Origin of the sequence: Streptomyces flaveus (assembly GCF_014647675.1) — a bacterium.
GTDB lineage: Bacteria > Actinomycetota > Actinomycetes > Streptomycetales > Streptomycetaceae > Streptomyces > Streptomyces flaveus.
On the sequence record NZ_BMPQ01000001.1, the window covers coordinates 395,239 to 407,043 of the forward strand.

The following is an 11,805-nucleotide window of genomic DNA, read 5'->3' on the forward strand; positions in this document are numbered from 1 at the left end:
GGATCCGCGCCGTCATGCCCGCAGGAAGGCGAGGACCGCGAGGACCCGGCGGTGGCCCTCGGTGTCCACCGGCAGGTCCAGCTTGTTGAAAATGTTGCCGATGTGCTTGTTCACGGCCGCCTCGCTGATGAACAGGTGCTTGGCGAGGCTGGCGTTGGTGCGGCCCTCCGCGATCAGCGCGAGCACTTCGCGCTCCCGGGGGCTCAGTCGCTCCAGCGGGTCCTGGCGCAGCCGCACCAGCTGGGTGATGACCTCCGGGTCCACCACGGTGCCGCCGGCGGCCACCCGCTCGATCGCGGACACGAAGTCCACGACCGCGCTCACCCGTTCCTTAAGCAGGTAACCCACACCGGCCCCGCCGCCCGAGTCGAGCAGGCGCAGCGCGTAGGAGCGCTCGACGTACTGGCTGAGGACGAGCACGGGCAGGCCGGGGAACTCCTCGCGAAGAGTCACCGCCGAGCGCAGCCCGTCGTCGCTGAGCGACGGCGGCATCCGTACGTCGGTGACGATCAGGTCCGGCCGGTCGGCGCGCACCGCCGCCACCAGCGCGTCGGCGTCCCCGACGGCCGCCACCACCTCGTGGCCGACCCGTTGCAACAGCCCGACCAGGCCTTCGCGTAACAGAACGGCGTCCTCGGCCACGATCAGGCGAAGCGACACGGAACCTCCACATGCAGCAGGGTGGGACCACCGACCGGGCTCGACACCCGCATCCGGCCGTCGAGCGCCGTGACCCGGTCCGCGAGCCCGGTCACACCGCTGCCCGCCTCGGGATCGACTCCGCCGTGACCGTCGTCCGTGATGTCGAGGATCAACAGGTCGGAATGGTAACGCCCGCGCACCTGGGCACTTGTGGCCCCACTGTGCTTGGCGATGTTCGTCATGGCCTCGTTGATCAGGTAGTACATCGTCGTCTCGAGCTTCCTGGGCAGCCGCTCGGGCAGATTCAGATCCACGGTCACGGGCATCGGGAACCGGCCGGCGTAGTCCTCGATCGCCGCGACCAGCCCGTGGTCGGCGAGGACCGGCGGGTTAAGGCCCCGGATCAGCGCCCTCAACTCCTGGTGGGCGGTGGACAGTTGGGACTCGGCCTGGGTCAGCAGCTCGGCCTGCGCGGAGCCCTCCTGGACCTCGAGGCGCATGAGCCCGAGGGTCATCCCGAGCGAGACGAGCCGCTGCTGCGCCCCGTCGTGCAGGTCGCGTTCGATGCGAACCCGCTCGGCGTCGAAGGAGTCGAGCAGCCGCGACTGCGAGGCACGCACCTCGCGCAGCTCCTCCCCGAGCTCCTTGTCGCGCGGCGCGAGGAAGGTGCGGGCCATGGCGGCCCGCGCCCCCGCCCATGAGGTCACCGTGTACGGCGAGGCGAGCAGCACGATCGCCCCGAACACCGTCCACGGCCAGGTGTCCCCGTCGGTCGAGGCGATGGTGGTGGCGGGGAGGCCGAAGGAGAACCCGAGGACCATCAGGTCCATCCACCACAGCGCCGCCGCCGACAGCAGCGTGAACATCAACTCACGCCATGTCACCTGTTCCTTGAGCCGGGTGGCCGTCCAGGCGCGCAGGCCGCGGCCGTCCGGGGCCCGGTGCGGATCGGGCAGGTGGTCCAGGTCCACCAGACGCAGCCGACGGCGCTCCACCCGGGCCACCAGCGTGGAGACCAACACCATCCCGACCAGGGGCGCGACGCCGATCAGCACGACCAGCAGGGCGAGCCCTGCGGCCAGACCCAGGGCGAAGACCAGCACGGCCGCGGCGCCGACCACGACGCCCCCGCTCAGATAGGCCAGCGACCGCCAGGGCCAGCTCGAGGTCAAGAAGCTCAGCGGACGCTGGGCCATGGCCTGCCAGGCTGTTGTGGGTTGCATGCGATCAACGTAACCGGGGGGCAAGGGATTTGGGGACGCATGCCCCCGGGCAACCGCCTTCGGCCGGCAAAGGTAGAGCTGCCTCTACCTCAGGAGTAGAGGGCGGATCAGTGCCCCGCCCACCCCCGGTGCAGTGGAATCGACGCATGACGACAACGAGGCAAACCCCGGTACAGGACGCGGTCGAACTCCACGGCGTGCGCAAGGTCCACGGCGCCGGAGGACATCGGGTGACCGCGCTGGACGGAGTCTCCATCGGCTTCCAGCGTGGCACCTTCACAGCCATCATGGGCCCTTCCGGTTCCGGGAAGTCGACCCTGCTGCAGTGCGCGGCCGGACTGGAGCAGCCGACCGACGGCCGGATCGTCCTCGCCGGCGTGGACATCGGCCAGCAGAACGAGAAGGAGCGCACCAAGCTCCGCCGTGACCACGTCGGATTCGTCTTTCAGGCCTTCAACCTGGTGGAGTCCCTGACGGCGGCTCAGAACGTCGAACTGCCGTCCCGGTTCGCCGGCCGCAAGGTCAGCCGCGAGCAGGTCACGAACGCGCTCACCTCGGTCGGTCTGGCCGAGCGCGCCGGGCACCGCCCGAGTCAGCTCTCCGGCGGTCAGCAGCAGCGCGTCGCGCTCGCCCGGGCCCTCGTCACCCGCCCCGACGTGCTCTTCGCGGACGAGCCCACCGGCGCCCTGGACACCGTCACCTCCGGTGAGGTGCTGCGGATGATGCGGATGCTGGTGGACCAGGAGGGCCAGACCACCCTGATGGTCACGCACGATCCGGTGGCGGCGGCCGTGGCCGACGTCGTGGTCTTCCTCAAGGACGGCCGGATCGCCGACCGTATTCCGCTCGACCGTTCCTCAGGCGGCAACAACGCCGCCGCGATCGCCACTCACATGGCCCGGCTGGAGGCGTGATGCTGATCCTCGCGAACGTACGCGAACGCTGGTCCGGATTCCTCGGGGCCTTCGTCGCCGTCCTGGTCGGCGTCGCCCTGATCACCACCACCCTGGTCATCTACGACTCCGCCCGCCCCGACGTACAGGCCCGGTACGCGGGCACCGCCGCCCTGGCACTGCCCGAGCAGGCTGTCGACGCCGACGGCAGCCCCGAGGACCGTATGCCGTGGAGCGCGTCCGAGGCCGAGCCGCTGGTGGCCGGACTCGACAAGGTTCCGGGCGTGGCCGACGCCGTGGTGGACCGCTCCTTCTACGCCCAGGCGATCAAGGGCGGCAAGCCCGTCACCGACGAGGGCGCCCTCGAGTCGGGGCACGGCTTCGGCAGCGCGCAGATGGCGCCCTACAAACTGGTCTCCGGCCGCGCCCCGAGCGGCACGGACGAGGTCGTGGTGGACCGCGCCCTGGGCGCGGCCGTGGGCAGCGAACTGACCGTCAACATCACCGAGGGTCGCAAGCAGTTCACCGTCGCCGGCACGGTGGACGGCCCCGGCTACTACTTCAGCGAGGCGTTCGCCGCACGGCAGCAGCCCGGTGTCCGCGCGATCGCCCTGGTTGCCGACAAGGGAGCCGACACCGGGGCGATCGTCACCGCCGCGAAGAAGGTGCTCGGCGACAAGGGCGACATGGTCTCCGGTGACGGCCGGTCCGAGCTGCAGCCGCAGTACCTCGAACACAAGCGCTTCCTGGGCGTCCAGCTCATCAGCGCCATGGCCCTCCTCGGTCTGTTCACCACGGTGTTCGTGGTCGCCTCCATGCTGGTCCTGGCGACCGAGATGCGTCGCCGCGAGATCGGCCTGCTGCGCACGATCGGCGCCGCTCCCCAGCAAGTCAAGCGCATGATCATCGGTGAGGCCGCCGTGGTCGGTCTGCTCGGCTCGATCGCCGGCTGTGTGGCCGGAGTGGCCGCCACCCCGCTGCTGCGGAACATCCTCGAGGGCCTGGACGTGGCCCCACCGGGCATGGAGATCACCGTCACCGCCTGGCCGCTGCTCACAGCCTCCGTGATCGGTGTCGGTGTCAGTGTGATCGGCGCCTGGACCGCCGGCCGCAAGGCCGCCCGGGTCGCCCCCATCGAGGCTCTCCTGGACAGCCGCTCCGCCAACAAGGGCATGGGGCGTGGCCGTTGGATCGCCGGGCTCGCCGTCCTCGGTGCCGGTGTGCTCCTCGCCATCGGCACCGCCACCTCCAGCGCCGACAACCGCATCAACATGGCGATCTTCGCCACCATGACGCTGATCGTCGCGGCGGCCCTGCTGACGCCCGCGTTCATCGGGCCTGTGGGCCGGTTCCTGACCGCTCCGTTCCAGCGCGGCGGCTCGGCCGGCCCGGTCCTCATCCGGGCCGAACTGGTCGCCAACCCCCGCCGTGCCGCTTCCCTGGTGGCCCCCGTGATCGCCGCCGTCGGATTCGCGGTGCTGCTCAGCGGCATGGTGGAGACCATGCGGGTCGCCTACCCGGCAGGCGAGGCCCTGAAGGTCTCGGGCCAGACGATCGTCACCCCGGACGGCACGCCCGGAAACACCGACGAGGTCGTCGCCGCCAACCCGGTGGGCAAGGCCGCCCTGCCGACCCGCGCGTTCGTGCTGAAGGACGCGAAGGCCCAGAAAGACACGGAGCAGGCCGAGAACACGGCCGACGCCACCGTCCTGGACGTCCTGGGCAGCCGGGACCCGCGCTGGAGCAAGCCGGGCGAGGCCGTCCTCGGCGAGCGCACTGCCAAGGGCCTGGGCCTGACGAAGGGCCAGGAGGTTCCGGTCCGGTTCGCCGACGGCACCGCCGTCACCCTGCGCGTGGGCGCGGTCCTGCCCGACGACCCGGCCCGCGGTGACTTCGTGGTCGCCCGCGATCTGGTCCGCGCCCACGACCCGGCCGCGCTCACCGACGACATCTTCGTCCCCGGCGACGCCAAGGCCTCCGCCGCGATCCCCGGCACCGCTCTGGACGACGCCGCCGAGTACGCGCTGGCCGACTACGAGACCGACGCCAAGCTCACCGACAGCCTCGCCATGATGTTGATCGTCATCGCCGTCGGCTACAGCGTGATCGCCGTCGCCAACAGCATGGCCATGGCCGCCCACGGCCGGCGCCGCGACTTCGGAGTCATGAAGTCCGCCGGTGGCACCGTCCGCCAGCTGCTGCTGGTCTCGGTCGGCGAGACGTGCCTGGTCATCGTCATCGGCGCCGCCCTCGGCATCCTGGTGACCCTGCCCCCGCTGGCGGGCATGGCCTCCGGCCTCTCCCAGGCCACCTCGTCCGACGTGAGCCTGCACCTGAGCACCGGCACCCTCACCATCGCCGTCATCGGGACGCTCGTGGCGGCCGTCCTCGCCGGACTCGCGGTCACCGCGAAGACGCTGCGCAGGCAGGCGGCGTAACAGACACACACCTCGCTGCACAGCGGCTCCGGGGATCTCCCCGGAGCCGCTTCCTTGTGTGCGCGTATAGAGCACGGATAGCCCCCCTGGTTGTGCTGAGCGGCGCAAGCGCGATGGGAGGCGATGACAGTGACCGTTCCGGACCTGCACACGCGATCACGGTGGCTCAGGGCGTTCAAGCCGGTGGCGCGGCCGCGGTGCCGGCTGGTGTGCGCCCCGCACGCGGGCGGCACCGCACAGGCGTACCGCACCTGGCCCACCGGCCTGCCGGCCGACGTCGAGGTGCACGGCGTGCAGTACCCCGGCCGCCAGGACCGGCTCGGCGAACCCGTCCCGACCTCCATGGACGACCTGGTCGGCCCGGTCGCCGACGCGGTGGAGCCCTTCCTCGGCGAACCGCTGGCCCTGTTCGGCCACAGCATGGGCGCCGTCGTCGCCTACGAGGTCGCCCTCGAACTCGAACGGCGCCACGGGCAGGTCGTGGATCTGCTCGCCGTCTCCGGTTCACGTGCCCCCCACCACCGCGAGGAGCACCAGCGGCACGAACTGGACGACGCCGCCCTGATCGAGGAGCTGCGCCGGCTGAACGACGACTTCGGCGACCTCCTGGACTCCCCGGAACTCCTCGAGCTGGTCCTGCCCTCCATCCGCGCCGACTTCGGCGTGGTCGCCCGCTATCTGCGGACCCCGCCGGTACCCGTCCGGGCGCCGTTGCTCGCCCTCGGCGGCAGCTCCGATCCGGACGTCGCCGCCGAGGACCTGACCCACTGGCGGGCCTGCGCGGGCGGCGCCTTCGGCACGCGCGTGCTGACCGGCGGCCACTTCTACCTCGCCGACGAGGGGCCCGTCCTCGACGTGCTCGCCCCTTGGCTTCCCCACCGCCGCCCGACAGCCCACCGGGCCTCGTGACCCGGCGCCGTCCGGGCCCGGCCCGACCCCACGACCACAGGAGTACGCGCAGCATGGCTGACCTGTCCGGCGCCTCGAACGTCGTCGAGATCTTCACGGAGCACGCTCGCACGCGCGGCGATCATCGCGCGGTCGCGATCGTGCGCGACCCCTCCGACCCGGCCACCGCCCAGTGGCTGACCTACGAGCAGCTGGACCGGGCGGCCCGGGTCTGCGCCCGGGAGCTGCTGCGCTCCTGCCGCCCCGGCGACCGGGCCCTGCTACTCCTGCCGAACTCCGCCGAGTTCGTCGTCGGCATCCTCGGCTGCTTCTACGCCGGTGTGGTGCCGGTGCCCTCCTCGATGCCCGGCCGCTACAAGCAGGACCAGCGCCGGGTGCGCGGCATCGCCCGGGACGCCGAGGTGAGCTGCGTGCTCACCGCCGCCGACGAACAGGGCGACGTGCGCACCTGGGCCCAGACGGAGGCCCTGGACGTCCCGGTGCTGATCCCGGACGTCGACCCGGCCCCGCTCTCCGAGCCGTTCACCCCGCACGCCGCAGGACCCGCCGACCTGGCGCTGCTCCAGTACACCTCGGGATCCACCAACGACCCCAAGGGCAGCCAGGTCACCCACCGCAACCTCCTGCTCAACGCCGTCGCGATCGACACCCACCTCCCGGTCCGGGAAGGCCAGCGCTACGGCGGCTGGCTGCCCAACTACCACGACATGGGCCTGATGGGGCACATCCTGTCCCCGTTGCTCGTCGGCCACGGCATCGCCCTGATGACCCCGGCCGCCTTCCTGCGCCGCCCCCGTGCCTGGCTGGAGCTGATCGACCACTTCGACATCGGCCTGTCCGCCGCCCCCAACTTCGCCTACGAGCTGTGCCTCACCCGCGTCCCCGAGGACTCGATCGCCGACCTCGACCTGTCCCGCTGGACCCAGACCATCAGCGGCTCCGAGCCGGTCAAGGCGAGCGTCCTGGAGGACTTCGCGGACCGCTTCGCCGCCGCGGGACTGCGCAGCGAACAGATCACCCCCTGCTACGGCATGGCCGAGACCACCCTGATGATCTCGACCACGTCGGACCGGGCGCCGCTCGTGCTCAGCTGCGATGTGGCCGAGCTGGAAGCGGGCCGCGTAATATCCGCCGCCGCCGACGGCGCCGGCCGGACCCTGGTCAGCTGCGGCGAGCCGCGCGGGCTCCAGGCCCGAGTCGTCGACCCTGCCACCGGCCGCGCCCTTCCGCCCGGCTCGGTCGGCGAGATCTGGCTGCGCGGCGAGCTGGTGGTGGACGGCTACTGGCGCAACGCCGAGGCCACCGAGGCCACCTTCGGCAACCGGCTCGCCGACCACCCCGAGGACGAAGGCGGCTGGCTGCGCACCGGGGACCTCGGAGCCCTCGTGGACGGCGAGATCTATGTCACCGGACGCATCAAGGAGATGATGATCGTCCGGGGCCGCAACATCTACCCCCACGACATCGAGCACGAGCTGCGCCGCCAGCACGAGGAACTGCGCGACACCGTCGGCTCGGTCGTCACCGTCCCCACCGACGTCGACGACGTCGAGGGCCGGCTCGTGGTCATCCACGAGGTCCGCCGCCGCGCCGTCGACGAGGAACTGGCCCGCCTGGCTGCGAGCCTGCGCACCACCGTGGCCCGCGAGTTCGGCCTGCGCGCCGACTCGGTCCTGCTCCTGCGCCGCGGCGCGGTCCGCCGTACGACCAGCGGCAAGGTCCAGCGGTCCACCATGCGGGCCCTGTACGCGAACGGCGAACTGGAGCCCCTGTGGGCCGACGGCTACCCGGCTCAGCAGGCCTCCGCCGTCGGAGCCGGGGAGCACCGATGAGGACGGCCGACCTCGAGGCCCGGCTCGCCGAGTGGTCCCGGCCGGGCGGCCCGTTCGACCCCGCCGTGCTGACCGCCCACGACGAGACAGAGTCCTTCCCCGCCGAGGCGTGTGCCGCCCTCGACACCTGGGGGTTGCCCGAGTACTACGTCCCGGTCCGGCGCGGCGGCCGCCAGGACCGCCTCGACGAGTTCCTCGCCCTGCTGCGCCGGATCGCCGCCCGTGACCTGACGGTGGCCGTGGCCCACGGCAAGACCTTCCTCGGAGGTGTCTGCGCGTGGGTCGCCGGGGAGGACGGCCCGGCCGACCTGCTGGCCCGGCACGTCCTCGCGGGCGAGCCGGTCGCCTGGGGGCTCACCGAGCCCGACGGCGGCAGCGACCTGCTCGCCGGCTCGCTCACGGCGACCCGCCACGGCTCCGGCTGGCACCTGAGCGGCCGCAAGTGGCCGGTGAACAACGCAACGCGGGGCAATCTGCTGTGCGTCCTGGCCCGCACCGAACCGGAGGGCGGGCCCCGCGGGTTCACCGTCTTCCTGATCGACAAACGGGCCACCGCCACCGGCACCGTGCGCCCCCTGCCCAAGATGCCCACCCACGGCATCCGGGGCGCCGACATCAGCGGCGTCGAGTTCCACGAGGCGCGGGTCCCCGCCCACGCTCTCGTCGGCACGGTCGGCGGCGGCCTCGAACTCGTCCTCAAGTCCCTCCAGCTGACCCGGATCGTCTGTGTCTCCCTCTCCTTGGGCGCCGGTGACCACGCGCTCGGGCTGCTCCGCCGCTTCCTGAGTGAACGGCGGCTCTACGGGCGCGACTTGGCGGACCTGCCGCATGTCCGCGGCACGGCCGGCCGTGCCGCGGCCCACCAGTTCCTCGCCGAGGCCGTCGCCCACACCGCCGCCCGGGCCGCCCACCAGGTACCGGAGGAACTGAGCGTGGTCTCCGCCGTCGCCAAGGCGTTCGTCCCGACCCTGGTGCAGGGCCAACTGCGGCTGATCGGCGACCTGCTCGGCGCCCGCGGCTTCCTCACCGGCGTCGAAGGCTACGGCGGTTTCGCCAAACTGGAGCGCGACCACCAGGTCGTCCCACTCTTCGACGGCAGCACCTGGGTCAACCGGGCCGGTCTGGCCGGCGTCCTGCCCTTGCTGCGGCCCGGTCGGCGGGCCACCGCCTCCGTGTCCGCGTCGCCGGTGCACTGGCTGCGCGAGGAGCACCGCCCCGCCCCCCTCGACGCACGTCGGCTGCGCCTGTTGGCTCCCCGCGACTCCGTTCTCGGTGCGCTGCCCACGCTGGTGGCCGAACTCGCCGAGCAGGAACGGACATCGAGTACGGCGGCCGAGACCGCCTCCCTGTCCCGCGCCCTCCTGGCGGCGTACGAACGTCTGGGCGCCGACCTCAAGAACGTGCGCCCCACCGGTGGTGCGCCGAGCACCGCCACGATGCGCCTCGCGGAACGCTACGAGTGGTGCTTCGCAGGCGCCGCCGCGCTCGCCCTGCACCGCGCACGGCCCCGCCTGCACGACGGCCCGTGGGGACAGGACGGGTTGTGGTTGCGCGGCTGTCTCGCCCTGGCCCTGGAGGGCCTGGGCAGCAGGCCCACCGGGGCCACGCAGGTCTACGACCGCCTCGGCACGCTGGTGACGACCGCGCCGGATGTCCCCGTGAGCGTGCTCGACGACATGGTGCCGGACGAGCCGGTGCACGACGGATCGGTGGAGGTGCCCGCCGCATGACCGACATCGCAACCCGCGCGGACCACTTGGAGAAACTGCTCGGCGACCCCTGGGACGCCGACAACCCCGCCGGTTTCGCCGCGGTCGTGGCCGCAGACGAACGCGAGGAGACCGCACCGGCCGCCGAGGCGGCGCTGGACGAGTTCGGCCTGCTCGCCGAGTTCGTCCCCCGGACGCTCGGCGGCCGCCTCGACCGTGTCGACGACATGATCGAGCTGATGCGGTCGGTGTACCGGCGAGACCCGGCCCTGGGCCTCGCCCGCGCCGGTCAACTCCTCGCCGTCGTCAACGTCTGGACCGCCGGTGCGCCCGAACAGCGCCGGGCCTCAGCCGAGTTGCTGCTCGACAACCGCCGCATCGCCTGCGCCTTCCACGAGCTCGCCCACGGCAACGACATCGCCGGCAACGAGTTCGCGGCCCGGCGCCTCGGCTCCGAACTGATCCTGCACGGCCGCAAGGAGTCCATCGCCAACCTGGACCAGGCCGACGCCCTGGTGATCCTGGCCCGCACCGACCCGGCCGACGGACCCCGGTCCCACTCGCAGCTGTTCCTGCCCGCCGACATGCTCGCCCCCGGCCATGTGCGCAGGCTGCCGAGGTTCCGCTCCGTCGGCATGCGCGGAGTGCGCCTGGGAGGCATGGAGGTGACCGGTCTGCCGGTCCCCGACGCGGTGCTGCTCGGCTCGCCGGGCACCGGAGTCGAAACCGCCTCCCGCGCCTTCCAGGTGACCCGCATGGCACTGCCGGCCATGAGCACCGCCCTGCTCGACACCGCTCTGCGCGTCACCCTGCATCACACCCGGCGGCGGCGGCTCTACGGCCGGGAGGCCGCCGCCATACCGATGGTGCGCACCACTTTGGCCGAGGCCTTCACGGACCTGCTGATCTGCGAAGCCCTCTCGCGAGCTGCGGCCCGCGCCCTGCACCTGTGCCCCGAGTCCGGCAGCGTCCACGCGCCCGCAGTGAAGTACCTGGTCGCCGGAGTGCTCACGGACGCGGTGCAACGGCTGTCGACGGTGATGGGTTCGGAGTTCTACCGCCGCGACGGGGAGCACGCCGTGTTCCAGAAGATCGCCCGGGACGTCAGACCGGTCGGCTTCGGTCACATCGCCCGCGCGGCCTGCCTCTCCGCACTGCTGCCCCAACTGCCCGGGCTGCTCGGCCGGGCCCGCCGCGCTGCGGCCCCGGCCCCGGCCGCGTTGTTCACCGACGAGGCCGAGCTGCCCGAGCTGGACCTGCCCGGGCTGCGGTTGGTCGCGGGCGGCAGGGACCCGCTCGCCGCCTCGCTCGGTACCGTCCTCGACGAGGACCTGCCGACGGCCGTCCGGCCGCTCGTTGAGGACCACGTACGCGGCTTCGCGGCACTGTGCGAGGCCGGCGCGGCCCTGCGGCCCCGTGAGCTGTCGATCACGGCCGAGGTGCCGGTGCGCGAGCTGGCCGCCCGCTACACGGTGTCGCTCGCCGCCGCCGTGTGCCTGGGCGTCCAACGCACCGCTTCGGCAGGGGAGTTCCTGGCCCGGCCGGAGTGGCTTCTCGCCGCGCTCACCCGGCTCGCGGGCGTGGAGCGGGCCATCCCCGCCGACCTGCCTCCGGCGGTCGAGGACGCGCTGATCGAGGAGCTCATGGACCGCGACGACCGCAGCCTGTCCTTCGGCCTCGCCAGCCGCCCGTACGCGTGAGGCGACCGCATGACGCCGTCCGCCTCCCGCCGACCGCTCACGTCGGCCACCGGCCGACTCCGCGTTCCCGTGCCCCACCGCCGTCCCGTGTCCTTCGTCAAGTCCCCACCCTCAACCGCACATTCCGAGGAGATCCCGATGACCACGTACGGTTTCGACCCCGCTGCCCCGTCCGAGTTGCAGAGCTGGCTCGTCGAGCGCCTCGCCGAGTACCTGCCGGACCTCGGCGAGGCCGTCGACCCCTACCGGCAGCTCGGTGAGTACGGCCTCGACTCCATAGCGGTGGTGGCGTTCGCCGCCGACGTGGAGGAGCAACTCGGCATAGCCGTCGACCCCACCGCGATATGGGACTACCCGACCGTCAGCGAGCTGGCCGAGTACTTGGCGGGCGAGCTGGCGGAGCGGCGGCCGCAGGCCGCCTGACGGACCGGTCGTGTCCCCGGGCCCCCCGGGGCCCGG

General features: G+C 72.4%; 9 protein-coding genes. 7 read left to right on the forward strand and 2 right to left on the reverse strand.

Features of this window, described 5'->3' with window-relative positions:
- Positions 1-12: 12 nt before the first annotated feature.
- Complete coding sequence (locus IEZ21_RS01605) at positions 13-645, reverse strand: response regulator (protein WP_373302165.1); 633 nt, start codon at positions 643-645, stop codon at positions 13-15.
- Positions 645-1,865: a sensor histidine kinase gene (locus tag IEZ21_RS01610; protein ID WP_213089262.1), complete on the reverse strand. Its 1,221-nt coding sequence runs from the start codon at positions 1,863-1,865 to the stop codon at positions 645-647. Before IEZ21_RS01610 ends, IEZ21_RS01605 begins: the two co-directional genes overlap by 1 nt.
- Positions 1,866-2,011: 146 nt before the next feature.
- Here IEZ21_RS01610 and IEZ21_RS01615 point away from each other — a divergent pair, with 146 nt between their 5' ends.
- From IEZ21_RS01615 to IEZ21_RS01645, 7 genes are all read left to right on the forward strand, one after another.
- On the forward strand, positions 2,012-2,779 hold the full coding sequence (locus IEZ21_RS01615; RefSeq protein WP_189320075.1) for an ABC transporter ATP-binding protein: 768 nt from the start codon (positions 2,012-2,014) through the stop codon (positions 2,777-2,779).
- The gene (locus IEZ21_RS01620) at positions 2,779-5,196 is read left to right on the forward strand and encodes an ABC transporter permease (RefSeq protein WP_189320076.1); all 2,418 of its coding nucleotides are present in this window, start codon (positions 2,779-2,781) and stop codon (positions 5,194-5,196) included. The genes IEZ21_RS01615 and IEZ21_RS01620 overlap by 1 nt, the downstream gene beginning before the upstream one ends.
- 123 nt (positions 5,197-5,319) lie before the next feature.
- Positions 5,320-6,105, forward strand: a complete 786-nt coding sequence (locus IEZ21_RS01625; RefSeq protein WP_189320077.1) for a thioesterase II family protein — start codon at positions 5,320-5,322, stop codon at positions 6,103-6,105.
- Between the two features lie 53 nt (positions 6,106-6,158).
- Positions 6,159-7,937 (forward strand): fatty acyl-AMP ligase, encoded by a 1,779-nt coding sequence (locus IEZ21_RS01630; protein ID WP_189320078.1) that lies wholly within the window; start codon positions 6,159-6,161, stop codon positions 7,935-7,937.
- Positions 7,934-9,667 (forward strand): acyl-CoA dehydrogenase family protein, encoded by a 1,734-nt coding sequence (locus tag IEZ21_RS01635; RefSeq protein ID WP_189320079.1) that lies wholly within the window; start codon positions 7,934-7,936, stop codon positions 9,665-9,667. The genes IEZ21_RS01630 and IEZ21_RS01635 overlap by 4 nt, the downstream gene beginning before the upstream one ends.
- Positions 9,664-11,346 (forward strand): acyl-CoA dehydrogenase family protein, encoded by a 1,683-nt coding sequence (locus tag IEZ21_RS01640; RefSeq protein WP_189320080.1) that lies wholly within the window; start codon positions 9,664-9,666, stop codon positions 11,344-11,346. The genes IEZ21_RS01635 and IEZ21_RS01640 overlap by 4 nt, the downstream gene beginning before the upstream one ends.
- A 138-nt stretch (positions 11,347-11,484) precedes the next feature.
- Positions 11,485-11,769 (forward strand): acyl carrier protein, encoded by a 285-nt coding sequence (locus IEZ21_RS01645; protein WP_189320081.1) that lies wholly within the window; start codon positions 11,485-11,487, stop codon positions 11,767-11,769.
- Positions 11,770-11,805: the final 36 nt, after the last annotated feature.

What these genes read in the sequence shown, in the direction of transcription:
- IEZ21_RS01610 (WP_213089262.1), bottom strand. Translation starts at nt 1,865, where the DNA reads ATGCAACCCACAACAGCCTGGCAGGCCATGGCCCAGCGTCCGCTGAGC.
- IEZ21_RS01615 (WP_189320075.1), top strand. Translation starts at nt 2,012, where the DNA reads ATGACGACAACGAGGCAAACCCCGGTACAGGACGCGGTCGAACTCCAC.
- IEZ21_RS01620 (WP_189320076.1), top strand. Translation starts at nt 2,779, where the DNA reads ATGCTGATCCTCGCGAACGTACGCGAACGCTGGTCCGGATTCCTCGGG.
- IEZ21_RS01625 (WP_189320077.1), top strand. Translation starts at nt 5,320, where the DNA reads ATGACAGTGACCGTTCCGGACCTGCACACGCGATCACGGTGGCTCAGG.
- IEZ21_RS01630 (WP_189320078.1), top strand. Translation starts at nt 6,159, where the DNA reads ATGGCTGACCTGTCCGGCGCCTCGAACGTCGTCGAGATCTTCACGGAG.
- IEZ21_RS01635 (WP_189320079.1), top strand. Translation starts at nt 7,934, where the DNA reads ATGAGGACGGCCGACCTCGAGGCCCGGCTCGCCGAGTGGTCCCGGCCG.
- IEZ21_RS01640 (WP_189320080.1), top strand. Translation starts at nt 9,664, where the DNA reads ATGACCGACATCGCAACCCGCGCGGACCACTTGGAGAAACTGCTCGGC.
- IEZ21_RS01645 (WP_189320081.1), top strand. Translation starts at nt 11,485, where the DNA reads ATGACCACGTACGGTTTCGACCCCGCTGCCCCGTCCGAGTTGCAGAGC.